Below are 22,134 nucleotides of genomic sequence, written 5' to 3'. Positions count from 1 at the left end.
AGGCCGTACCGGGCCGGTGCGCGGGCGCGACCGGCGGGGCGGCGCGGCGCGCGCCGACGACGGCTCAGGCCGTCGTGAGCAGCTGCACGACGCGCGCGACGACGGCTCAGGCCGTGGTGAGCTGCTGCGCGTACAGCGCCGCGTACGAGCCGCCGCGCGCCAGCAGCTGCTCGTGCGTTCCCGACTCGACGATGCGGCCGGCGTCGACCACGAAGATGACGTCGGCGTTCACGATCGTCGACAGCCGGTGCGCGATGGCGATCGTGGTGCGGCCGCGCGCGGCGGTGTCGAGCGCATCCTGGACCACCCGCTCGGAGATGGAGTCGAGCGCGCTCGTCGCCTCGTCGAGGATCAGCACGGCCGGGTCTTTCAGCAGCACCCGCGCGATCGCGATGCGCTGCTTCTCGCCGCCCGAGAGTCGGTAGCCGCGCTCCCCCACGAGCGTCTCGTAGCCCTCGGGGAAGCTCATGATGCGGTCGTGGATGTTGGCCGCCCGCGCCGCCGTCGCCAGCTGCTCGTCGGTCGCGTCGGGCTTCGCGTAGCGCAGGTTCTCGGCGATCGTGGCGTGGAAGAGGTAGGTCTCCTGGCTGACGATGCCGAGCCGGTCGATCAGCGACTCCTGCCGCAGCTCGCGCACGTCGTGCCCGTCGACCTTCACGGCCCCCGAGGTGGCCTCGTAGAACCGCGGCACGAGGTAGGACACCGTGGTCTTGCCGGCGCCCGAGGGCCCGACGAACGCGGCGAACTGGCCCGGCTCGATCGCGAACGAGACGTCGTCGAGGGTCGGATGCTCGACCTCCCCGTCGGGGTAGACGAAGCTCACGTGGTCGAACTCGACCCGCCCCGCGCGCTCGGCACCCGACCCGCGCGGCAGGTCCACCGCATCCGGCGCATCGGCGATCGTGGGCTTCAGGTCGAGGTACTCGAAGATGCGGGCGAACAGCGCGCCCGAGGTCTGCAGGTCGAGCCCCACGCGCATCAGGCCGAGGAGCGGCCAGGTCAACCGCGCCTGCACGGTCGTGAACGCGACGATCGTGCCCGCGGTGACGTCGACCCCGCCCTGGATGAGGTAGCCCGACGCGAGGTAGACGACCGCCGGCACCACCGAGAGCACGATGCTGACGATGGCGAAGAACCACTGCCCGCTCATCTGCTGGCGCACCTGCAGCGCGATCTGGTTCTGGTTCTCGTCGGAGTAGCGCTCGATCTCGGCGCCCTGACGGTTGAAGCTCTTGGCCAGCAGGATGCCCGAGACGCTCAGCGTCTCCTGGGTGATGGCCGTCATGTCGGACAGCGACTCCTGCGTCTTGCCCGCGATGCGCGCCCGCACCTGGCCGACCCGGCGCTGCACGAGCACGAGCAGCGGCATCAGGACGACCGCGACCACCGTGAGCTGCCAGCTCAGCAACAGCATCGCCACGAGCGCGGCGATCACCGTGACCGTGTTGCCCAGCACGCTCGAGACCGTGTTGGTGAGCACGTTGGCCACGCCGCCCACGTCGTTCTGCAGCCGCGACTGGATGATGCCCGTCTTGGTGCGGGTGAAGAACGCGAGCTCCATGCGCTGCAGATGGGTGAACAGCCGGATGCGCAGATCGCCCATCACGCTGTTGCCGACCCGGGCCGTGAGGTACGTCTGCCACACGCCGAGGGCGGCAGACACGATCCAGATCAGCACCATCGCGCCGACCAGCTCGAACAGGATCGGGATGTTCGGCCCGCCGGCCGGGAAGAGGCCGAGGTCGAAGGCCTGCTGCGTCAGCAGCGGAGGCAGCACGGTCAGGGCCGCCCCGATCAGCACGAGCACCGCGGTGACGGCGAGCGCCGGACGGTAGGGCCGGAACAGCTCGCCGATGCGCCGCAGCAGGTTCGGGATCTTCGGCGCCTCGGCGTTCGCCGCGCGCTGCGCGTCGCGGTCGCCGCTGGAGACGCGGCCACCGCCCCCGCCGCCCCCGCCGCCGCCCACGCGGGTGCGCCCGCCGGCGGCCGCGACGGCGCTCATGCGGCCACCGCCGCCCATTCCACTCATAGTGACGACAGTACGCCGCACCACCGACGCCACCGTCACCGTCCTCCCAGGGCGAAACCCGAACGCCGCCTCACGCACGAATCGCGGCCACCGAGCCCGTGAGAGCGTCGGTGACCGCGATGCGTGCGCGAGCGCGTCAGCCCTTGGTGGAACCCGCCAGGAGCCCTCGCACGAAGAACCGCTGCAGGGCGAAGAACACGATCAGCGGCACGATGATGGCCACGAACGCCCCCGCGGTGAGCAGGTACCAGTCCTGACCGCGCGAGCCCGTGATCTCGGCCAGCAGCTTCGTGATCGGAGCCACCCCGCCGTCGGCGAAGATGAGCGCCACCAGCAGGTCGTTCCAGACCCAGAGGAACTGGAAGATCGCGAACGACGCCAGCGCCGGCATGGTCAGCGGCAGGATGATCCGGAAGAAGATCTGCCCGTGACCGGCGCCGTCGACGCGAGCCGCCTCGATGACCTCACGCGGGATCTCCGACACGAAGTTGTGCAGCAGGAAGATCGCCAGCGGCAGGGCGAAGATCGTGTGCGCGATCCAGACCTGCGAGAAGGTGCCGTTCGAGGGGATGCCCGAGAAGATCCAGTCGTCACCGACGGCCACACCGCGCGAGAACAGGCTGAGCAGCGGCACGAGCGCCATCTGGATCGGCACGATCTGCAGCGCGAAGACGCCGATGAACAGCCAGTCCTTGCCCTTGAAGTCGATCCACGCGAAGGCGTAGGCGGCCAGGGCCGCGATCACCAGCGGGATCAGCGTCGCCGGGATGGTGATCGCGATCGAGTTGACGAACGACGAGGCGATGGTGACCGAGGAGTTGCCCGAGCCCAGCACCTCGACGTAGTTGTCGAGGGTGAAGCCCCAGTTCTCGAAGATCGTCCACCAGCCCGAGGTCTGGATGGCGTTCCGCTCGCGGAACGACGAGATCAGCAGACCGAAGGTCGGGATCGTCCAGATCACCGCGATGATCAGGGCGGCGACCGTCGCGCCGCGACTGGTGAGCCGGCGCTTGGTACGCTTGGTCACCGTCTCGTCGCGCTCGATCGCGCGTTCGCCCGACCTCAGCTGCTTCTTCGTCGACTTGTCGACCGGCAGGTCGATCGGCTGCACGGCGCTCATCGGATCTCCCTCTGCTTCTTGATCTGCCTGGCGTTGTAGATGACGATCGGCATCACCAGGATGAAGAGGATGACGGCGAAGGCCGCCGACCGCCCGTACTCGAAGTTCTTGAACTGCGTGTACATCTCGTTCGCCAGCACGCTGGTCTCGTTCGCGCCCGCCGTCATGGTGCGCACGATGTCGAACACCTTGAGCGAGGCGATCGAGATGGTGGTGAGCACCACGATCAGCGACGAGCGGATGCCCGGCACCGTCACATTGGTGAAGCGCTGCCACGCGTTGGTGCCGTCGAGCTCCGCCGCCTCCAGCTGCTCGGCGGGAACGCCCTTGATCGCCGCCGAGAGGATGACCATCGCGAAGCCCGTCTGGATCCAGATGAGCACGACGATCAGGAAGAAGGTGTTCCAGGGGGACTCCTGCAGCCACTGCACCGGCTGACCGCCGAGCCACACGACGACCTGGTTCAGCAGGCCGATCTGGCTCTGGTCGTCGGGACGGTAGGTGTAGACGAAGCGCCAGATGATCGACGCGCCGACGAACGAGATCGCCATCGGCATGAAGACCAGGATCTTGAAGAACTTCTCACCGCGGCTCTTGTCGATGAAGACGGCGTAGGCGAGACCGAAGATGGTCGACGCGATCGGCACGACCAGCACCCAGATGATGGTGTTCAGGATGACGCGCAGGTTCTGCGGGTTCGTGAGCACCCAGGCGAAGTTGTCGAGCCCGACGAAGTTGCCGCGGCTCGAGAACAGCGAGTCGATGGCGGTCTTGACCGTCGGGTAGATGAGCCCGATCACCAGCAGGATGATCGCGGGGGCCAGGAAGCCGAAGAGCTGGAAGAGATAGCCGGCGCCCTGCGAGGAGCGCTTGTCGATCCAGAAGAACAGCAGGCCGAGAGCCGCGGCGATGAGGGCCGCCCACCAGACCGAGCCCACGAGCACGAGGGCGAGGAACGGGGCGATCACACACACCGCGAGACGGATGATCGTGTACTTGCGCCCGGTTCGTGGAGCGATCTCCACGAAGAACAGGATCAGCGCGACGACGATGCCGAACGCGATGAGGACGATGGGGATCTGCGCCAGCGCGGGCAGCTTCCCCACCCAGAGAAGGAAATCGGACATGAAAACCTTTCGAGTGCGACTCTGAACTCAGGAACGGCCCGGCGCCCTCGGCGCCGTGAGGACACCGTAGCACCAGGGTGCAAGGAGGCCGCCCGAGGGTTCGGGCGGCCTCATCGCGACCGTTCTGTCTATGGATGGACGGGTCGACCTACTCGGTCGGCCAGCCGCCCTCGATGGAGGTCAGGACCTCGTCCTGCGGCGTGCCGTTGATCCAGTCGACCATGCCCTTCCAGAAGGTTCCGGCGCCGACGGCACCGGGCATCAGGTCGGAGGCGTCGAACCGGAACGTGGTCTTCTCGTCCTGGAGGATGCCGATGGCCTGCTGCAGGATGGGGCTCTGCGCGTTGGAGGCCTCGAGGCCCTTGTTCGCGGAGATGACGCCACCCAGCGACACGCGGCTGTTGGCCCACTCGGGGCTCGAGAGGTACTCCTGCACCTTGACGGTGTCGGCGTCGTTCGAGAACGCTCCGACGATCTCGCCACCACCGGTGACGGCGGTCTCGCCCTCGTTCACCGCGGGGGTGACGAACGCCCAGATGTCGGCGTCGGGGCCGACCGTGGCTCCGGCGTCGGTGAGGAAGCCGTCGAAGAACGAGGCCTGGTGGGTCAGCGCGCAGCTGCCGTCGGCCATGGCGTTCGCCACGTCGCCGAAGGCGGTCGCGTTGATCGACTTGACGTCACCGAAACCGGCGTTGACGTAGCTCGGGTTGAGCAGGATGTCGCCGACGGAGGTGAAGGCGTCGCTGATCGCGGGGTCGGTGAACTTGACCTCGTTCTTGACCCACTGGTCGTAGACGTCGGGGCCGCTCTGGCGCAGCACCAGGTCTTCGACCCAGTCGGTGCCCGGCCAGCCGGTGGCGTCGCCCGAGCCGAAGCCGGCGCACCACGGGGCCGAGCCCAGGGTGGTCTGCATCTTCGCGGTCAGGTCGACCATCTCCTGGTAGGTCTTCGGGACCTCCCAGCCGTTGTCGGCGAACTGCTTCGGGGAGTACCAGATGAAGCCCTTGACGCTGGCCATCAGCGGAGCACCGTAGAAGGTGTCGTCGACGGTGCCGTAGGCCTTCCAGTCGGTCGACCAGTACTCGTCGACGTTCTTCTCGACGCCCTCGGGGGCCTTCTGGATGAAGCCGCGCGACGCGAGGTCGGCGAGCAGGCCCGGCTGCGGGAAGATCGCGAGGTCGGGCGGGTTGCCACCCTGCGCGCGGATGCCGATCTGGGACTCGAACTCCTTCGACGACTCGTACTGGATGTCGATGTTGTTCTCTTTCTCCCAGTCCGCCCAGGACTGTTCGAGAAGCTCGGCCTCGGTGTCGGCGATGGTGCCGTAGACGGTGACGACGCCGTCGGCCTCACCGGCCTCACCGCCCGCCGCTCCGCCGCCGGCTCCGCCGGAGCAGCCGACGAGTGCGAGCCCGAGGCCCGCCGCGATGGCGATGGGTGCTGTGACACGGCGGTGCGAAAGTGACCGCATATCTCCTCCTCATTGAGTTTGTGCGCTCCGTCGTGGTGCCTTCGGAGGCGCGTGTAGGGAAACCTTTCCATAACTCCCACCAAATGACAAGCCGCGTCCTCGATGTCTCGAGAAGGTAACGATTGGTTCGGAGAGAGCGCTCTCACGCTAGCAGACGAGAGGGTGATCGCGAAACTGGTGCTCCACATCCGCTGTCAGGTGGCGCTAGGATTCTGGAAGCGTTTGCACACGGGAAGACGAGGAGGTCGTCGTGTCGGGGATCGAAGACGTGGCGACTCTCGCCGGGGTCTCGAAGGCCACGGTGTCGCGCGCCCTGAGCGGGCGCGGCTACGTCTCGGCCGAGACGCGCACCCGGGTCTCCGCCGCCGCCGCGACGCTGGGCTACGTCGTCTCCTCGAGCGCCTCGAGCCTCGTCACCGGCCGCACGAACAACGTCGGGGTGATCATCCCCGAGATCAACCAGTGGTTCTTCGGCAGCATCATCGAGGGTGTCGAGCGGGCGCTGCTCGACCGCGGCTACGACCTCATGCTCTACAACACCACCAAGACGGTCGAGGAGCGCAGCCGCGTCTTCGAGTACTTCCTCGTGCGCAAGCGGGTCGACGCCGTGATCGCCGTCACCCTCGAGATCACCGCTCCCGAGGCCGAGCGGCTGCTCTCGCTCGGCAAGCCCATCGCCGGCATCGGCGGGCCGCTGGTCGGCATCCCCACCCTCAGCATCGACGACATCGAGGCCGCGCGCCTCGCCACCGAGCACCTGCTGCTGCTCGGGCACCGCGACATCGTGCACGTCGGCGGCGACATTGACGAGCAGATGGACTTCCACGTGCACTCCAAGCGGCTGCGCGGCTACCGCGAGGCGCTGGAGGCGGCGGGCATCCGCTACGACTCCGACTCCCACGTCGCGACGCCCTTCGACATCCCGGGCGGCTACCGGGTGGGCAAGCAGCTCCTCGGCGATCCGCGGCGCCGCCCCACGGCCGTGTTCGCGGCCTGCGACGAGGTCGGCATCGGGGTCATCCTCGCCGCGCGCGAGCTCGGGCTGTCGGTGCCCGAGGACCTGTCGGTGATCGGCATCGACGACCACCCGCTGAGCGAGATGTTCGGGCTCACCTCGATCGGGCAGCGGCCCGACCTGCAGGGCGAGCAGGCGGTCGACTGGGTGATCCGCCAGCTGGAGGAGCCGGGCTGGACGCCGCCGTCCAAGCACACCTTCGTGCCGGCGCGGCTGGTCATCCGCTCGTCCACGGCTCCCCCGCGGCGCTGACCGCCGCGCCGATCAGGGGCGGCCGGTTAAACGACGGATGCCCGAGCCGTGAGGCCCGGGCATCCGCTTCGAAGCAGAGAAGACTACTTGAGGGTGACGGTGGCGCCGGCCTCTTCGAGCTGGGCCTTGGCCTTCTCGGCGGTCTCCTTGTTGGCGCCCTCGATGACGGCCTTGGGAGCACCGTCGACGAGTGCCTTCGCCTCACCGAGGCCGAGGCTGGTGAGGGCGCGCACCTCCTTGATGACCTGGATCTTCTTCTCGCCGGCAGCCTCGAGGATGACGTCGAACTCGGTCTGCTCCTCAGCCTCTTCGGCGGGGGCGCCACCGGCAGCGGCGGGGCCGGCGACGGCGACGGGGGCAGCCGCGGTGACCTCGAAGGTCTCCTCGAACGCCTTGACGAACTCGCTCAGCTCGATGAGCGTGAGCTCCTTGAAAGCCTCGAGCAGTTCCTCGGTGGAAAGCTTTGCCATGTTGTTCTCCTTGTTGTGGTAGTTAGTTCAACCGCGTGCCGGAGCCGGAGCTCAGGACGCGGACTCCTGCTTCTCACGCAGCGCATCGACCGTGCGAACGGCCTTCGACAGCGGGGCGTTGAAGAGATAGGCGGCACCGAACAGCGAGGCCTTGAAGGCACCGGCGAGCTTCGCCAGCAGGACTTCACGGGACTCGAGGTCGGCGAGCTTGGTGACCTCGTCGGCGGTCAGGGGGTTACCGTCGAAGTACCCGCCCTTCACGACCAGAAGAGGGTTTGCCTTGGCAAAGTCACGCAGCGACTTGGCGACGGCCACGGGGTCACCGTGGACGAAGGCGATCGCGGACGGACCGGCGAGTTCGTCGTCGAACGACGAGATGCCGGCGTTGTTCGCCGCGATCTTGGTCAGCGTGTTCTTTACCACGGCGTATGACGCGTGCTCACGGATGCTTCCGCGCAGCTGCTTCAGCTGCGCGACCGTGAGACCGCGATACTCGGTCAGCAGAACGGCGGTCGAGCTCTGGAAGAGTTCCGTGAGCTCGGCAACCGAGGCTTCCTTGTTCGCCATGGCGCTCCTAGTAATCGATGGTGTCGGCCGGGACGACCACCGGGTGCACCTGGAGAGGAGCTCTGGGAGAAGAAAAAGAAAAGCTCCGGCGCAGGAGGCCGGAGCGAGAACACAGCAGAACGCTGGAGACTTACTTCGTACACCTGCGCAGGTCTTCGCTCTCACGAATCTTCGGCCGGTGAACTCTGCTTCTCAGCAGCGCACACCGACGACCGGCGGTCTTTGGCCTCGTGAAGCCTAAGGCACCCGGCCGCCGGTTGCAAATCAGCTCTCGCCGGCCTCCCAGGCGGCCAGGCGCCCGATCTCGTCGTCGTCGACCTCGAGGCCGGCCTGGTCGAGCCGCTCGCGCAGCAGCTCGGCGATCTCGGCCGAGGAGGCGTCGGGGGAATCGGCCTTGACCTGGGCGAGCACGCCCTCGACCTTCTCGGTGAGCGCGGCGTCGTCGGCGCCGGCCATGATGGGCTCGTTCTGCTGATCGGTCATGGTCTCACCGTACCCCTCACAGCTCCCGGCTCGTCGCGATCGAGACCAGCGGCAGCGCCACCGTGAACACCGTCGCCCCCGGCTCGCTCTCCACCGAGACGGCACCGCCGTGGGCGTCGACCACCGCCTTCACGATCGCGAGGCCGAGGCCGGTGCTGCCCTGGTGCCGCGAGCGCGAGACGTCGCCGCGCACGAAGCGCTCGAACAGCGTCGGCAGCAGCTCGGGCGCGATACCGGGGCCGTCGTCGGCGATCCGCACGAGGGCGACCGGAGCATCCGGAGCACCCGCCGAGCCGTCGACCGAGACCGTCACCCGCGTGCCGGGCGGGGTGTGCACCCTGGCGTTGGCCAGCAGGTTGGCGACGACCTGGTGCAGCCGCTCGGGGTCGCCCGAGACGGTCACCGGCTCCTCGGGCAGCTCGAGGTCCCAGATATGGTCGCGGCCCGCCACGTGGGCGTCGCTCACCGCGTCGACGAGCACGAGCGAGAGGTCGACCTCGGTCGTCGCGAGCTCGGGCTTGGCGTCGAGCCGGGCGAGCAGCAGCAGGTCCTCGACCAGGGTGGTCATGCGCGTGGCCTCCGACTCGATGCGGCCGAGCGAGTGCGCCACGTCGCCCGGCAGCTCCGGGGCGGTGCGCCGGGTGAGCTCGGCATAGCCCCGGATGCTCGCCAGCGGTGTGCGCAGCTCGTGGCTGGCGTCGGCCACGAACTGCCGCACCTTGTTCTCGCTCTGCTGCCGGGAGGTCAGGGCCGAGGCGACGTGCTCGAGCATCCGGTTGAAGGCGAGGCCCACCCGGCCCACCTCGGAGCGCGGGTCGGTGTCGGCCGCCGGCACCCGCTCGGCGAGGGCGACGTCACCGCGGTCCAGGGGCAGCTCGGCCACCCGGGTGGCGGTGGCGGTGACGCGGTCGAGGGGCCGCAGGGCGAGACGGATGATCAGGAACGCCGCCACGGCCGCCAGCGCCATGGCGCCGGCGGTGACGATCACGATCACGACGATCTGCTGCTGCAGCGTGCCCTCGACGTCCCGGAGCGGCAGGCCCGTCACCACGAGGGCCGGGGCGCCCGTGGTGGTCGCGACCGACTGCACCTCGATGCGGTAGCCGCCGAGGTCGCCGATGTCGACCGTCACCGGCTCGGGGCCCGCGGTGACACCAGAGAGGGCGGCGAGCTGCGACTCGGTGAGGTAGTCGGCGGTGCCGTCCTCGCTCAGCACGAGACCGGCCGATCCGCCCTCGGCCACGACGGCCGCCACCGTGCCGGAGGCCTGCCCGAGGCCGAAGCCCGCCTGCGGAGGACCGCCCTGCCCCTCGCCCTGCAGGGTCGAGAGGGTGCGGTTCGACGCCTCGCGCAGCTGCGAGTCGAGCTGGTTCACGAGGTAGCCGTTCAGCGCCACCGTGCTCACGACGCCGATGATCACGCCGGCGAGGGCGATCAGGCCGAGCACGCTGGCGATCAGCGTGCGCCGCAGCGTCACAGCGCGGGCTTCAGCATGTAGCCGGCTCCGCGCACCGTGTGGATCATCGGCGTGCGGCCGGCGTCGACCTTCTTGCGCAGGTAGGAGATGTAGATCTCGACCACGCTCGACTTGCCGCCGAAGTCGTAGCTCCAGACCCGGTCGAGGATCTGGGCCTTGCTCAGCACGCGCCGCGGGTTGCGCATCAGGTAGCGCAGCAGCTCGAACTCGGTCGCGGTGAGCTCGATCGGCTCGCCGTCGCGGAAGACCTCGTGGCTGTCCTCGTTCAGCTCGAGGTCTCCGACGGTGACGATCGGGTCGTCGGCGTCGGCCACGACGAGGGTCGAGCGGCGGATGAGCCCGCGCAGGCGCGCCACCAGCTCCTCGAGGCTGAACGGCTTGGTGACGTAGTCGTCGCCGCCGGCGGTGAGCCCGGCGATGCGGTCGTCGAGCGCATCCTTCGCCGTGAGGAAGAGCACGGGGGTCTCGTGGCCGTCGCCGCGGATGCGGTTCAGCACCTGCAGCCCGTCGATGTCGGGCAGCATCACGTCGAGCACGATCACGTCGGGGCGGAACTCGCGGGCGATCGTGATGGCCTGGCGCCCCTCGCTCGCCGTCTTGACCTCCCAGCCCTCATAGCGCAGCGCCATCGAGAGCAGGTCGGTGAGGGTGTTCTCGTCGTCGACGACGAGGGCGCGCACGGGCGAGCCGTCGGCCCGGCGCAGGCGGGGCTGCTTGGCGGGGTTGCTGCGGGAGTCGCCACTGAGGAGGGAGCCGTCGATAGTCACATCTCCAGTATTGGCAGTGGGCTATGAGGAGTCTATGAGCCGGCATTGCGTGGTCTGAGAAAGTCGCGGCCGGTCGGGGTCTGCGCTCGTGGTCGTGCGGGCGCGCATCCGCTCGCCGTGCCGCCCGGCTGACCTCGATGACGGTGGCTCGGGTGAGAATGGAGGGGTGACCGACACCCTGCTCTCCTTCCCCTGGGAGGAGCACGAGGTCGCGGTGCCCGCGCCGGCCCCGCCGCCGCACCTCGCGCGGGTGGTGGCGGCCTCGACCGACCGGGTGGCCTGGCTGCGCGCCCGCAGCCGCGGGGTCACGGCGACGGATGCCGCACGGCTCGCCAGCGACGCCGCCGTGCGCGCGGTCGCCTGGGAGAAGTTCAACGGCTCGGGCTTCGGCGGCAACGCCTTCACCGACCACGGCCGCGCCCGCGAGCCCGAGATCGCCGCCTGGGTGCTGCAGGAGCACCTGATCGAGCCGAGCGTCGCCCTCTTCCACGCCGCCCGGGAGCGCCGGCACCTCGCCACGCCCGACGGCATCCGGGTGACGCCCGAGGGGTCGCTCGAGCTGGCCGAGATCAAGACGACGTCGAAGCCGTGGACGCGCATCCCCCGCTCGTACCTGCGGCAGGTGTGGTGGCAGCAGTACGTGCTCGGCGCCGAGCGCACGCTGGTGGTGTGGGAGCAGCACGTCGACTTCGTGCCGCTGGCGTCCGACCCGCGGTGCCAGTGGGTCGACCGCGACGAGTCGCAGATCGAGCTGCTCGTGCGCCGCGCCGACGAGCTGCTGGCGTGGATGCGCGGGGAGCGGGGCCGCGTGTGACGACGCTGCTCCTGCACGGCCTCGGCGGGTCGCCCGCGCAGCCGCTGTCGCTGTTCTCGCCGATCATCCCGCCCACCGAGACCGTGCTGGCGCCCGACGTGCGGGGGCACGGAGACGACCAGCGGGTGTCGGGGCCGGCGTCGTCGTTCTCGCTCGACGCACTCGCGTCGGATCTCGCGTCGCGGGTGCGGGCATCGGTGGGCGACGCCCCGCTGACGGTGATCGGCATCTCGATGGGCGCGGGGATCGCGCTGCGGCTCGCGCTGGCCGCGGCGGCCTCGGCACCGGCGCCCGGTGCGCTGGCCATCACCCGGCTCGTGTTCGTGCGGCCGGCCTTCACCGACGTGCCGCTGCCGCGGAACCTGCTGCCGTTCCCCGTGATCGGGTCGCTGCTGACCCGGCTCGGGGCGGTCGAGGGCGAGCGCGCGTTCCGGGGCACCGACCTCTACCGGCAGGCCCTCGAGGAGTCACCGCTCGGGGCCGAGGGGCTGCTGGAGCAGTTCCGGTCGCCCGGTGCCGCGACGCGGGCTCGGCGGCTGATCGAGATCCCGCGGTCGGTGGCGTTCTCCGCCTCGGAGAGTCTGGCGTCGATCGGGGTGCCGACGGCGATCGCGTGGGCGCCGCGCGACCCGGCGCACCCGGTGTCGGTGGCCGAGCTGTGGATGGACGAGCTCGACGGCGCCGTGAGCATCCCGCTGCCGGCGCGGGACGACGGGTACGGGGCGTACGTGCGGGCGACCCGGGCGGGCGTCGCGGCGTGGTTGGGGTGGGGCGGTCAGTAGACCGCGGGAGGAACCTCGACGCGCTCGTACCGGCGCTCCGCGTCGCGCTCGGTCGCTCTCGGCGGCGGTGACACCGTCTCGATCGCGAGGAAGAGCGACAGCCCGACCAGCCAGGCGAGGGCGACGGTGGTCGCCACGAGCTCGAGCAGGCCTCCGACCTCGGTGCCGAACTGCAGCAGCGACAGGATGCCCCCGGTCGCGGCGATGAGCGCGACGGCGAGGGCCGCCACGAGGGAGAACCGGGCGAGGCGCTTCAGCCGAGCATCCGACGCCACCTGCAGCATGACCCAGGAGGCCCCGGCGAAGCCGACGACCGCGGCCGAGGTGTGCACGAGGTCCTGCCAGGTGAAGCCCGGGCCCACCGGGAGCGGGCAGTAGCGTGTGCAGGTGACCTGGGAGGCGAGGCCGAACGCCGCCGCCGCGACGAGCAGCACCAGGGCGGGCGGGACGGCGCGCAGCACGCGGCCGCGGGGCGTGAGCGCGCCCGCGGGCATCGCCAGCGCGGTGATCGCCGCCCCGACGGCCACCGCGGTCATCGCCCAGCGGAACACCACGGCCGTCGGCTCGCCGTCGGCTCCGAGCTCGCTGACGTAGAGGAAGCGGTCGGCCGAGAGCCGGGCGGCCCAGATCAGGATGAGGCCCACGGCGGCGAGCGCGGCGGCGAGGGTGAGGGCCGCCGCTCGGGCTCGGGTCATCGGGTGGGTCTCTTCTCTGCGGCGGCATCGTCGTCTGCGGCGGCCGGTCGACCCCGCGTGCAGCGCCGGCCGGCTTCACCGAATGTTAACCCGGAGCCGCCGAGTTTGCACCTCGGTGACGTTCCGGAAACACCGGCGAATCATTCGGACCCTAGCGTGGGAGCAGCCGAATCGGCGACGCAGCGAGGCGGGTGGCCCGAGCTCTCCCCATGCACCACGGAACACGACGGAAGGGCAGTGGATGATCGAGCAGTGGAGTGGATCGCCGGGCGTCTCGAGTCCCACCCTCACCCACCCGAAGACCATGCGGGCGGTGCTGCTGGACTCGTTCGGCGACGCGACCCAGCTGCACGTCGGCACCGTGGACTCGCCTGTCCGCGTGAACTCCGAGGTGCTCGTCAAGGTCGCCGCCGCCGGTATCAACCCGCTCGACGCGAAGACGCGGGCGGGGAACGGGGTGGCCTACGCCATCCCGTCCCTGCCGTGCATCCTCGGCTACGACTTCGCGGGCGTCGTCGTCGAGACGCCGTTCGCCGGGCACCCGCTGAACGTCGGCGACGAGGTCTACGGCATGATGTCGGTGCCGCGCGGGGCCGGATCGTACGCCGAGTACGTCGCCGCGCCGACGCTGCAGGTGGCGCGCAAGCCCAAGTCGCTCTCGCTGGTCGAGGCGGCCGCGGTGCCGCTCGCCGCGCTCACCGCCTGGGGTCTCGTGGTCGAGCTGGCGAAGGCGCACGAGGGGCAGCGGATGCTCATCCACGCCGGCGCGGGCGGTGTCGGTCACTTCGCGGTGCAGTTCGCCTCGTACTTCGGCGCCCGGGTGACGGCCACCGGATCGGCGGCCAACCAGGGCTTCCTCCGTGAGCTCGGAGCGGCGACGGTGCTCGACTACGCCGCCGGACCCTTCGAGGACCGCGTCTCGAACCAGGACGTGGTGATCGACCTGGTCGGCAACCTGCACGACTCGACCGGCACCCGGTCGTTGTCGACCCTGCGCCCGGGCGGCCTGATCGTGAACGTGCCCACGGGCAGCTGGCCGACCTTCGAGGCCGAGGCCGCGGCGGCCGGGATGCGCGCCACCACCTTCAAGGTCGCGCCCGACGCGGCGACGCTCGCCGTCATCGCCCGGCTGATCGACTCGGGCGACGTCCACGTGCACGTGGACCGCGTCTTCCCGCTCTCGGAGGCCGGCGCGGCCCACCGCGCGCTCGAGGGCGGCCACACCCGGGGCAAGCTCGTGCTGCAGGTCGCGTCGCTGCCCTTCTGATCGGCGCCGTCGCTTCGCGGGCGGGCTGTGGCTCGGGCTTCGGGCTAGGGGCACGGCGTGAGCGCCTCGACGCCACCGGTCAGCACGAGCGAGCCGCCGAGTAGGACGATCTTCTCGGGGGCCAGCCGGGTGAGGTCGTCGAGCACCACCTGCGGGACGCAGTCCTGCCGCACGAGGTAGAGCGGAGCGTCGAAGCGGGCGGCGAGGGGCCCGCCGCTCAGCGCGTCGGGGAACGACCGGCCGCTCGCCAGGTAGGCGATCTTCGCCTCGGTGAACGTCGCGTTCAGCGCCACCGACGTGGCGAAGCGATCGACCCCGTCGAACCGCTGGGTCAGCACCGTGCGCTTCAGCGCCGTCTCGAGCGGAGCGGAGATCGACGCCGTGCCGCCCGCGAGCAGCACGCTCGTCGTCGCCATCTCGGTGAGCAGCGCCGTCTCGGCGGCCGTCGGTTCGGCCTCGAGCCCGTCGACCAGCACCACCGGCGACGAAAGCTGCGCGGCCACCGGGGCCGAGCTCAGCGCGTCGGGGAACTGCCGCCCGGTCGCCGCGATCAGCCACGGCGACCCCACCGCCCCGACGCTGGCGTCGGACACCAGCCTCCGCGACACCTCGTACCGATCCGCCCCCGCGATGCGCGTCACCGTCGCTCCGGTCGCGGCCCGCGACAGCTCGAGCGCCACCGCCTCGGACACGGCCAGCTCCCCACCCACCACGACCACCGTCGCGGGAGTCAGCCGCACGATCTCCCGCCGCACGACCTCGGGCAGCGCCTCCCGCGCGGTCAGCAGCAGCGGCGCCCCGGCGATGCCGGCCACCGACGCCGCACTCAGCGCATCCGGAAAGTTCTCGCCGCTGGCGACATACACCGTCTCGACGTGCCGCCACCCCATCGCGACCGACGCGGCCACAGCCCCCGCGTACCGATCCACCCCACTCACCCGCTCCGGCCGCGGCAGCGCGCCCGCCCCCTCGCCCGCCTCGGCGCGAACCGGCATCACCACTGCCCCGAGCACGGCGAGCAGCGCGAGAACAGCGGTGATGTATCGGCGCATGGGGGGCTCGTCTCAGATCAGGATCCCCCTAGCCTTACCCCGACCCGCCCGGACGCGTTATGAGCAGTTGCTACTCACCGGCAGGCCCCCGGGTCAGGCGTCGAGTGGGTGCTCGAGCACGAAGTCGTCGTGCAGCTCGTCGCCTACCAGGAAGCGCTTCACGCCCACCTTCGCGAACCCGCTCTTCTCGTAGAAGCGGATCGCCCGCGAGTTCTGCTGATTGACCCCCAGCCACACCCCGGCCGCCCCCGCCGCGCGGGCCTCCTCGATCGACGCCTCCATCAGCGCCCGCGAGACACCTTGCCCGTGGAACTTGGCCCGCACGTAGCATTTGCTGATCTCGACGGTCGGTCGCCGCACCACCGCGGCGGCGACGTCCGGATCGGCTGGCTCCCCCGCCACGAGCATCGTGTACCCGGCGATCTGATTGTCGATGTCGCCGAGCAGGATCGTGTGGCTCCCGCTCGCGAGATACCCGGCGAACCGAGCCTCGGAAAGGTTCTCTCCGACGAACGCACTGATGGCCTCCGCCGACGTCGACGGCGGACACGCCAGCTCGAACGTCTCGGCGGCCACGGCAGCGACGATCCCCACGTCCTCCGGACGCGCCCGCCGAACCCTGGTCGCCATCCCCCCAACGTACCCGCGCCGCCCCATCCCGCCCCTCGCAACACGACCCCGCCCGCAAACCAGTCCCGACCGGCCCATCCGTTCCAGGTCAGAACGGTGGCGCCGGAGGGGGCCGGAACGTCGAGGGTCAGCCGTCGAGGGAGCAGGGCTTGAGGGTGTCGAGGTCGGCGCCGAGGGCGTTCACGCCGCCGAGGATGACGACGTTCTCGGGGGCGAGTCGGCCGATCTCGAAGTAGAGCGGCGTGGAGACGCAGCTCTGGGTCACGTAGAGGGGGCTGCCGCCGATGCCGGCCACGACGCCGCCGCTGAGAGCGTCGGGGAAGGCCGAGCCGCTGGCCAGGAACATCGTGCGGGCCTCATGGAAGGAACCCGCGTTGGTCTGGATGCCGGTGTCGTAGCGGTCGGAGCCGGCGAAGCGGGTCACGGTCAGCGTCGTCGCGACGCTCTTCTCGAGCGCGGTGCTGATCGAGAGCGGGCCGCCGGAGATGACGGCCTCCTTCGCACCCAGTCCAGTGACGACGGCCGACTCGGCGGCGGAGAGCGACGTCGCCGATCCGTTGACGAGGAGCACCGGCGCACCCGCCACGGCCGCCGGCGGAGAGGCGGTGAGTGCGTCGGGGAAGTTCGTGCCGGTCGCCAGGTGGATGCGCTTGGACGACTTGAGCCCGAAGACCGGGTGGGTGATGAGGTTGCGCGAGACCTCGAAGCGGTCGGCACCGCCCACGCGGGTGATCGTGGCGGTCGAAGCGGCGTCGATCTGCGCCACCACCGCGTCGCTGATCGCGAGGGATCCACCGACCACTACGACGTTCTTGGGCGCCAGCTTCACGATCTCGGCGAGCACCTCGGCCGGCATCGACGCGGCGGTCGTGAGCAGCAGGGGCGCCTTGTTCGCCGCGGCGATCGCGGTGGCGCTCAGCGCGTCGGGGAACTTCTCGCCGCTCGCGACGAAGACCGTCTCGGCGCTCTCGAAGAACCCTTCGGCGACCGCCACGGACTGGGCGAACCGGTCCGCACCGGCTATGCGCGTGACCTTCGGTGCCGACCGCACCTCGATCGTGCAGATCGCTTCGCCCGTTGTCTTCGTTCCGTCGGGCTTCATGACGACGCCCTGGAGGGCGACCGTGCTGACGCCGGCTACCTCGGGCTTGCCGGTGACGAACCAACCCTCGGGTCCCGGATCGAGCCGGAGCCCCTTCGGGAGCGCCCCGGCGATGATTTCGACCGCGACGGACGACTCGGCGATGCGCGGACTGGCGAGCGGATAGTCGACCGCACCCACCGATGCGGGACAGTTCACCTCCGGCGGCTCGACCGGTTCGACGGCCGACGCACTACCCGGCACCCCGGACACGAGCAGACCGAGGACGACGGCAGCGGACAGGGCGCCGAGAACGGCGGGGCGCGCAGGCACGGGAAGAGCAGACATGAGGTCCTTCGAGATCGCAGAAACGGGTCATTGCGATCTTGAAGCCAGACGACAAGGAGGGGTTATGAGTAATTGCTACCCAAGACGCAGAAAGGGCCCGCCGTGAGGCGGGCCCTTCCAGGGTGCTGCAGACGCGACCTAGATCGCGTTGACGTCGAGCGGGATGCCCGGGCCGAAGGTCGTCGAGACGGCGCCCTTCTGGATGTAGCGGCCCTTCGAGGAGCTCGGCTTCAGACGAACGACCTCTTCGAGCGCCGCGGCGATGTTCTCGTCGAGCTGCTCGGGGGTGAACGCGGCCTTGCCGACGACGAAGTGCACGTTGGCGTGCTTGTCGACGCGGAACTCGATCTTTCCGCCCTTGATCTCGTTGACGGCCTTCGCGACGTCGGGCGTCACGGTGCCGGTCTTCGGGTTGGGCATGAGGCCGCGGGGGCCGAGCACCTTTCCGAGACGGCCGACCTTGCCCATGAGCTCCGGGGTCGCGACGGCGGAGTCGAACGAGGTGTAGCCGCCGGCCACCTTCTCGATCAGCTCGTCGCCACCGACCTCGTCGGCGCCCGCGGCGATCGCGGCCTCAGCGGCCGGACCCGTCGCGAACACGATGACGCGGGCGGTCTTGCCGGTGCCGTGCGGGAGGATGACGGTGCCGCGCACCATCTGGTCCGCCTTGCGGGGGTCGACGCCGAGCTTGAGCGCGACCTCGACGGTGCTGTCGAACTTCGACGAACCCGTCTCGCGGGCCAGGTTCACGGCCTCGCTGGGGGTGTAGTACTTGCCGGCCTCGATCTTCTCGGCCGCGGCCCGGTAGGCCTTTGACTTCTGTGCCATGTTCCTGCCGCCCTTACGCTTCGACCGTGATGCCCATGGAACGGGCAGTGCCGGCGATGATCTTCTCTGCCGCTGCGACGTCGTTCGCGTTCAGGTCGGCCTGCTTCTGCTCGGCGATCTGACGCACCTGCTCACGGGTGAGCTTGGCGACCTTGACGGTGTGCGGGGTGGAGGAGCCCTTGGCGACTCCGGCCGCCTTCTTGATGAGCTCCGCCGCCGGCGGGGTCTTCAGGATGAAGGTGAACGAGCGGTCTTCGTAGACCGTGATCTCGACGGGGATGACGTTGCCGCGCTGCGACTCGGTCGCCGCGTTGTACGCCTTGCAGAACTCCATGATGTTCACGCCGTGCTGACCCAGCGCCGGCCCGATGGGCGGTGCGGGGTTGGCGGCGCCGGCGTTGATCTGAAGCTTGATCAGACCTGTGACCTTCTTCTTCGGTGCCATTTCTTCTCTTCTCTGTCGAGCCGCCTGGCAGGCGGCGCTCCCACCACAGGCCTTCTGCCTGCAGTGGTGGTTCCGGATGCCCGGGAGGGCAACCGGAAAATCTTAGCCGATGAGCCTGAGAGGCTCTACAGCTTCGTGACCTGGTCGAAGCTGAGCTCGACCGGGGTCTCGCGCTCGAACAGGGACACGAGCACGGTGAGCTTGCCGCTCTCGGGCTTGATCTCGCTGATCGAACCGGGAAGACCCGCGAACGAGCCCTCCTTGATGGTGATGGTCTCGCCGATCTCGAAGTCGACCTCGGCCGGGATCGAACGGCTGACGGCCTTGCCGCCCTTGCCGCCGGCGTTCTTCGCGGTCGGCACCTCCTTGATCTCGACGAGGCTCTTCAGCATGTTGAAGGCCTCCTCGAAGCGGAGGGGGGTCGGGTTGTGCGAGTTGCCGACGAAGCCGGTGACGCCGGGCGTGTGACGCACGACGGACCAGCTGTCCTCGTTGAGGAACATGCGCACCAGCACGTAGCCGGGGATGCGCACGCGGGTGACCAGCTTGCGCTGACCGTTCTTGATCTCGACGACGTCCTCCATCGGGACCTCGACCTGGAAGACGAAGTCCTCCATGCCCATCGAGGTCTTGCGGCTCTCGATGTTCGACTTCACGCGCTTCTCGAAGCCGGCGTAGGAGTGGATGACGTACCACTTGCCCGGCAGCGAGCGCAGCTCGGCACGGAAGGCCTCGTAGGGGTCGACCTCGGTCTCGTCCTCGACGTCGCCCGACCCCTCGTCGGAGGAAGAAGCAGGCGCAGAAGCGACAGCAGCCAGAGCCACCTCGCCCTCCACGTCCTCACCCTCGACGGGCTCCCCGGCCTCGTCGGCCTCCGAGTCTTCGAGCACGTCGAGCACCGCGGCGGCCTCGTCGAAGGTGTCGATGTTCAGCGCGTCGTCGACCACCGCATCGGCTTCAGGGTCGGCCGGCGCGTCGATCGCCTCGAGGAGGGCATCGAGGTCGGCCGGGACTCCGGCTTCTTCGGGCTTTGAGTCTGTCACTGGTGACGGTTCCACTTCTTGTCGATGAGGCCGACGGCGACGAGCGCACAGCCGGCACGGGCATCCGGAATTCTTAGGCCGGGTCTCCGAAGACGATGATCGCCAGCCAGCCGAACAGCTGGTCGAGGCCGACCACGATCGCCATCATGATGACCACGAAGACCAGCACGACGAGCGTGTAGTTCAGCAGCTCGCGCCGGGTCGGCGTGACGACCTTCTTCAGCTCGGTGAACACCTGCTTGATGAACAGGATGATGCGGGCGAAGGGGTTGCGTCGAGCAGCCCGCTCCTTCTTGGCGTTCTCGACGACGTCCTCGGAGGGTTCGTCGATTACTTTTCGTGCCACCGTTTCACCTTTGTTTCCTATTTCTCGCTGAAAGCGCGCCTTCAGCAAGCCGGTGCAGGGCGGACAGGACTCGAACCTGCAACCTGCGGTTTTGGAGACCGCTGCTCTACCAATTGAGCCACCGCCCTAAGCGTCGAAGTGCCGCCGCTTCGCTACGCTGGCCCCGGGACCGCAGAGACGGCCACGAAAAAAGGCATAGAAAAGCTTGGCAGATTTCGACTACCGACAGTAAGTGTAGGTCAGATCGAGCGGCCATGCAAAGGCGAGCAGACGGGGGCACGCGTGCACGGCAACGCATTCAGGATCGGGTTCGTGGCGACCCTCGGCGGGCTGGTGGCGATCGCGGTGGGCTTCGCGTTCACGCAGCTCTCGACGGTCGTCATCTGCATCATCGGGGCCCTGTTCCTCGCCCTCGGGCTCGACCCGCTGGTGCGCTGGCTGACGCGGCGGGGCATCCCGCGCGGCTTCTCCATCCTGATCGTGTTCGTGCTGGTGATCGCGTTCGCGGCCGCCGTGTTCCTCCTCGTTATCCCCGCGGTGGTCGACCAGGTGGCCGAGCTGGTGCAGAACCTGCCCGGCGCCATCGCCGCGGTCACGAAGGAGCCCTGGTTCACCCGCGTGTTCGGCGACGCCGCCGGCAGCCAGCAGCTCGAGAAGGACCTCGCGACCTTCCTCTCCGACCCGGTCAACCTCATCTCGCTCGGTGGCGGCGTGCTGAAGGTCGGCACCGCCGTCGCGAACGGCGTCTCGGGGGGCATCCTGGTCGTCGTGCTCACCCTGTTCTTCCTCGGCTCGCTCGACGCGGTGAAGAACAGCTTCTACGTGCTCGTACCCCTGTCGACGCGCGCCTCGGTCGTCGACATCACCGACCAGATCGTCGTGTCGATCGGCAAGTACGTCAGCGGTCAGGTGCTGCTCGCCGGCACCAACGGCGTCTTCGGCTTCATCGCGATGGTGCTCGCGGGCGTGCCCTACGCCGGCGCGCTGGCGGTCGTGGCGTTCCTGCTCGCGCTGATCCCCCTGGTCGGCACCGTGATCAGCGCGGTGCTGGTGACCTTCGTCGCGCTCACGGTGTCGCCGGTCACCGCGCTGATCATCGGCATCTACTTCTTGATCTACATGCAGGTCGAGGCGTACGTGCTGAGCCCGAGGGTGATGAACAAGGCGGTGGATGTCCCGGGCATCCTCGTGGTCATCGGAGCCCTGGTCGGGGGAACGCTGCTCGGGGTGCTCGGGGCGCTGATCGCCGTGCCGGTCGTCGCCTCCGTGCTGATCGTCGTCAAGCAGGTCGTGGTGCCCCGGCAGGCCCTGAAGTGACCGACATCACGACGCCGACGCTCGTCACGAGCGCGATCGGCCTGCTCACGATCACGAACCCGATCGGCAGCCTGCCCATCTTCCTCAACCTCACCAAGGACCTCGAGGTCGCACGCCAGAAGCGGCTGGGGCTGCTGGTGGGGCTCGCGGTGTTCGCCGTGCTGACCGTGTCGCTCGTGGCCGGCAGCTGGGTGCTGCAGGCGTTCGGCATCGACCTGACCTCGTTCCGCATCGCGGGCAACCTGTTGGTGGCGAGCATCGGCTGGGCGATGCTGACGGCCAAGGCGAACATCGTGACGGTGACGGATGCGCAGTCCCCCGTCGTGGTGCCGCTGGCCATCCCCGTGATCGCCGGGCCGGGGGCCATCAGCCTGATCATCACGTTCCAGGAGACCTATTCGAGCCTCGTCGACTACCTCGCGGGCGGGGTGATGATCCTCGCGGTGTCGATCGTGATCGGGGTCGCGCTGTTCTTCGCCCCGCAGGTCGCGCGCCTGGTGAAGCCGACCGGGATGAGCATCGTGACGCGCATCTTCGGGCTGCTGCTGCTGGCGATCGCGGTGCAGTCGATCCTCGGGGCGCTGGGGGACGCGTTCCCGGTGCTGGTGAAGTAGGTCCGGCACGCGCGATCGGCGCGGGGCGTGCATCCGCCCGGATGTTCGACCAGGCCTTCGTCGCAGGCCGCGCATCCTGTTCTGAGGATGTGTC

General features: G+C 69.4%; 23 protein-coding genes and 1 tRNA gene. 6 read left to right on the top strand and 18 right to left on the bottom strand.

Features of this window, described 5'->3' with window-relative positions; all coding sequences use genetic code 11:
* Positions 1-106 precede the first annotated feature (106 nt).
* The 4 genes from ITJ64_RS09760 to ITJ64_RS09745 all read right to left on the bottom strand — a co-directional run bounded on the left by ITJ64_RS09760 (position 107) and on the right by ITJ64_RS09745 (position 5,747).
* On the bottom strand, positions 107-2,002 hold the full coding sequence (locus ITJ64_RS09760; RefSeq protein ID WP_194680428.1) for an ABC transporter ATP-binding protein: 1,896 nt from the start codon (positions 2,000-2,002) through the stop codon (positions 107-109).
* A gap of 163 nt (positions 2,003-2,165) precedes the next feature.
* Entirely contained in the window at positions 2,166-3,149 is a 984-nt protein-coding gene (locus ITJ64_RS09755; protein ID WP_194680427.1) for a carbohydrate ABC transporter permease, read from the bottom strand.
* Positions 3,146-4,276 carry a carbohydrate ABC transporter permease gene (locus ITJ64_RS09750; protein ID WP_173182596.1) on the bottom strand — a complete coding sequence of 377 codons (1,131 nt, stop codon included), beginning with the start codon at positions 4,274-4,276 and terminating at the stop codon, positions 3,146-3,148. Before ITJ64_RS09750 ends, ITJ64_RS09755 begins: the two co-directional genes overlap by 4 nt.
* Before the next feature lie 148 nt (positions 4,277-4,424).
* A complete protein-coding gene (locus tag ITJ64_RS09745) occupies positions 4,425-5,747 on the bottom strand; it encodes an ABC transporter substrate-binding protein (RefSeq protein WP_194680426.1) in 1,323 nt (440 codons plus the stop codon).
* Positions 5,748-5,997: 250 nt separating this feature from the next.
* On the opposite strand from ITJ64_RS09745, the gene ITJ64_RS09740 reads away from it, so the two are divergent.
* Positions 5,998-7,014: a LacI family DNA-binding transcriptional regulator gene (locus ITJ64_RS09740; RefSeq protein ID WP_194680425.1), complete on the top strand. Its 1,017-nt coding sequence runs from the start codon at positions 5,998-6,000 to the stop codon at positions 7,012-7,014.
* A gap of 83 nt (positions 7,015-7,097) precedes the next feature.
* Here the strand turns inward: ITJ64_RS09740 and rplL are convergent, their stop codons facing one another.
* From rplL to ITJ64_RS09715, 5 genes are all read right to left on the bottom strand, one after another.
* Entirely contained in the window at positions 7,098-7,484 is a 387-nt protein-coding gene (gene rplL / locus ITJ64_RS09735; protein WP_194680424.1) for a 50S ribosomal protein L7/L12, read from the bottom strand.
* A gap of 51 nt (positions 7,485-7,535) precedes the next feature.
* Complete coding sequence (gene rplJ / locus ITJ64_RS09730) at positions 7,536-8,051, bottom strand: 50S ribosomal protein L10 (RefSeq protein ID WP_173182592.1); 516 nt, start codon at positions 8,049-8,051, stop codon at positions 7,536-7,538.
* Between the two features lie 264 nt (positions 8,052-8,315).
* Entirely contained in the window at positions 8,316-8,534 is a 219-nt protein-coding gene (locus ITJ64_RS09725; protein ID WP_194680423.1) for a hypothetical protein, read from the bottom strand.
* Positions 8,535-8,550: 16 nt separating this feature from the next.
* Positions 8,551-10,011, bottom strand: a complete 1,461-nt coding sequence (locus ITJ64_RS09720) for a sensor histidine kinase (protein WP_370545121.1) — start codon at positions 10,009-10,011, stop codon at positions 8,551-8,553.
* A complete protein-coding gene (locus ITJ64_RS09715) occupies positions 10,008-10,772 on the bottom strand; it encodes a response regulator transcription factor (RefSeq protein ID WP_370545153.1) in 765 nt (254 codons plus the stop codon). Before ITJ64_RS09715 ends, ITJ64_RS09720 begins: the two co-directional genes overlap by 4 nt.
* A 172-nt stretch (positions 10,773-10,944) precedes the next feature.
* On the opposite strand from ITJ64_RS09715, the gene ITJ64_RS09710 reads away from it, so the two are divergent.
* Positions 10,945-11,592, top strand: coding sequence for a YqaJ viral recombinase family protein (locus ITJ64_RS09710; RefSeq protein ID WP_194680422.1), 648 nt, complete (start codon positions 10,945-10,947; stop codon positions 11,590-11,592).
* Positions 11,589-12,374, top strand: a complete 786-nt coding sequence (locus ITJ64_RS09705; RefSeq protein WP_194680421.1) for an alpha/beta hydrolase — start codon at positions 11,589-11,591, stop codon at positions 12,372-12,374. The genes ITJ64_RS09710 and ITJ64_RS09705 overlap by 4 nt, the downstream gene beginning before the upstream one ends.
* Here the strand turns inward: ITJ64_RS09705 and ITJ64_RS09700 are convergent.
* A complete protein-coding gene (locus ITJ64_RS09700) occupies positions 12,368-13,069 on the bottom strand; it encodes a DUF998 domain-containing protein (RefSeq protein WP_194680420.1) in 702 nt (233 codons plus the stop codon). The genes ITJ64_RS09705 and ITJ64_RS09700 overlap by 7 nt on opposite strands.
* Positions 13,070-13,310: 241 nt before the next feature.
* On the opposite strand from ITJ64_RS09700, the gene ITJ64_RS09695 reads away from it, so the two are divergent.
* The gene (locus tag ITJ64_RS09695) at positions 13,311-14,336 is read left to right on the top strand and encodes an NADP-dependent oxidoreductase (RefSeq protein WP_228507774.1); all 1,026 of its coding nucleotides are present in this window, start codon (positions 13,311-13,313) and stop codon (positions 14,334-14,336) included.
* 44 nt (positions 14,337-14,380) lie between these two features.
* Here the strand turns inward: ITJ64_RS09695 and ITJ64_RS09690 are convergent, their stop codons facing one another.
* From ITJ64_RS09690 to ITJ64_RS09655, 8 genes are all read right to left on the bottom strand, one after another.
* Positions 14,381-15,388, bottom strand: coding sequence for a cell wall-binding repeat-containing protein (locus ITJ64_RS09690; protein ID WP_194680419.1), 1,008 nt, complete (start codon positions 15,386-15,388; stop codon positions 14,381-14,383).
* A gap of 93 nt (positions 15,389-15,481) precedes the next feature.
* On the bottom strand, positions 15,482-16,018 hold the full coding sequence (locus tag ITJ64_RS09685) for a GNAT family N-acetyltransferase (RefSeq protein ID WP_194680418.1): 537 nt from the start codon (positions 16,016-16,018) through the stop codon (positions 15,482-15,484).
* Positions 16,019-16,145: 127 nt separating this feature from the next.
* Complete coding sequence (locus ITJ64_RS09680) at positions 16,146-17,447, bottom strand: cell wall-binding repeat-containing protein (RefSeq protein ID WP_194680417.1); 1,302 nt, start codon at positions 17,445-17,447, stop codon at positions 16,146-16,148.
* 138 nt (positions 17,448-17,585) lie between these two features.
* The gene (rplA, locus tag ITJ64_RS09675; RefSeq protein ID WP_194680416.1) at positions 17,586-18,275 is read right to left on the bottom strand and encodes a 50S ribosomal protein L1; all 690 of its coding nucleotides are present in this window, start codon (positions 18,273-18,275) and stop codon (positions 17,586-17,588) included.
* A gap of 13 nt (positions 18,276-18,288) precedes the next feature.
* On the bottom strand, positions 18,289-18,720 hold the full coding sequence (rplK, locus tag ITJ64_RS09670) for a 50S ribosomal protein L11 (RefSeq protein ID WP_194680415.1): 432 nt from the start codon (positions 18,718-18,720) through the stop codon (positions 18,289-18,291).
* A 125-nt stretch (positions 18,721-18,845) separates the two neighbouring features.
* Positions 18,846-19,778, bottom strand: a complete 933-nt coding sequence (nusG, locus tag ITJ64_RS09665; RefSeq protein WP_370545120.1) for a transcription termination/antitermination protein NusG — start codon at positions 19,776-19,778, stop codon at positions 18,846-18,848.
* Positions 19,779-19,836: 58 nt separating this feature from the next.
* Positions 19,837-20,109, bottom strand: a complete 273-nt coding sequence (gene secE / locus ITJ64_RS09660) for a preprotein translocase subunit SecE (RefSeq protein ID WP_194680414.1) — start codon at positions 20,107-20,109, stop codon at positions 19,837-19,839.
* Positions 20,110-20,164: 55 nt separating this feature from the next.
* Positions 20,165-20,237 (bottom strand) — tRNA-Trp (locus tag ITJ64_RS09655).
* A gap of 184 nt (positions 20,238-20,421) precedes the next feature.
* Between ITJ64_RS09655 and ITJ64_RS09650 the strand changes: the two genes are divergently transcribed.
* Complete coding sequence (locus ITJ64_RS09650) at positions 20,422-21,426, top strand: AI-2E family transporter (RefSeq protein ID WP_194680413.1); 1,005 nt, start codon at positions 20,422-20,424, stop codon at positions 21,424-21,426.
* Positions 21,423-22,040 (top strand): MarC family protein, encoded by a 618-nt coding sequence (locus tag ITJ64_RS09645; RefSeq protein WP_194680412.1) that lies wholly within the window; start codon positions 21,423-21,425, stop codon positions 22,038-22,040. Before ITJ64_RS09650 ends, ITJ64_RS09645 begins: the two co-directional genes overlap by 4 nt.
* Positions 22,041-22,134: the final 94 nt, after the last annotated feature.

This window comes from Herbiconiux sp. VKM Ac-1786 (assembly GCF_015350805.1).
GTDB lineage: Bacteria > Actinomycetota > Actinomycetes > Actinomycetales > Microbacteriaceae > Herbiconiux.
Note: the sequence above shows the minus strand (reverse complement) of the source record. Positions and strands in the feature narration are given on the sequence as shown.

What these genes read in the sequence shown, in the direction of transcription:
- ITJ64_RS09760 (WP_194680428.1), bottom strand. Translation starts at nt 2,002, where the DNA reads ATGAGCGCCGTCGCGGCCGCCGGCGGGCGCACCCGCGTGGGCGGCGGC.
- ITJ64_RS09755 (WP_194680427.1), bottom strand. Translation starts at nt 3,149, where the DNA reads ATGAGCGCCGTGCAGCCGATCGACCTGCCGGTCGACAAGTCGACGAAG.
- ITJ64_RS09750 (WP_173182596.1), bottom strand. Translation starts at nt 4,276, where the DNA reads ATGTCCGATTTCCTTCTCTGGGTGGGGAAGCTGCCCGCGCTGGCGCAG.
- ITJ64_RS09745 (WP_194680426.1), bottom strand. Translation starts at nt 5,747, where the DNA reads ATGCGGTCACTTTCGCACCGCCGTGTCACAGCACCCATCGCCATCGCG.
- rplL (WP_194680424.1), bottom strand. Translation starts at nt 7,484, where the DNA reads ATGGCAAAGCTTTCCACCGAGGAACTGCTCGAGGCTTTCAAGGAGCTC.
- rplJ (WP_173182592.1), bottom strand. Translation starts at nt 8,051, where the DNA reads ATGGCGAACAAGGAAGCCTCGGTTGCCGAGCTCACGGAACTCTTCCAG.
- ITJ64_RS09725 (WP_194680423.1), bottom strand. Translation starts at nt 8,534, where the DNA reads ATGACCGATCAGCAGAACGAGCCCATCATGGCCGGCGCCGACGACGCC.
- ITJ64_RS09700 (WP_194680420.1), bottom strand. Translation starts at nt 13,069, where the DNA reads ATGACCCGAGCCCGAGCGGCGGCCCTCACCCTCGCCGCCGCGCTCGCC.
- ITJ64_RS09695 (WP_228507774.1), top strand. Translation starts at nt 13,311, where the DNA reads ATGATCGAGCAGTGGAGTGGATCGCCGGGCGTCTCGAGTCCCACCCTC.
- ITJ64_RS09690 (WP_194680419.1), bottom strand. Translation starts at nt 15,388, where the DNA reads ATGCGCCGATACATCACCGCTGTTCTCGCGCTGCTCGCCGTGCTCGGG.
- ITJ64_RS09685 (WP_194680418.1), bottom strand. Translation starts at nt 16,018, where the DNA reads ATGGCGACCAGGGTTCGGCGGGCGCGTCCGGAGGACGTGGGGATCGTC.
- ITJ64_RS09680 (WP_194680417.1), bottom strand. Translation starts at nt 17,447, where the DNA reads ATGTCTGCTCTTCCCGTGCCTGCGCGCCCCGCCGTTCTCGGCGCCCTG.
- rplA (WP_194680416.1), bottom strand. Translation starts at nt 18,275, where the DNA reads ATGGCACAGAAGTCAAAGGCCTACCGGGCCGCGGCCGAGAAGATCGAG.
- rplK (WP_194680415.1), bottom strand. Translation starts at nt 18,720, where the DNA reads ATGGCACCGAAGAAGAAGGTCACAGGTCTGATCAAGCTTCAGATCAAC.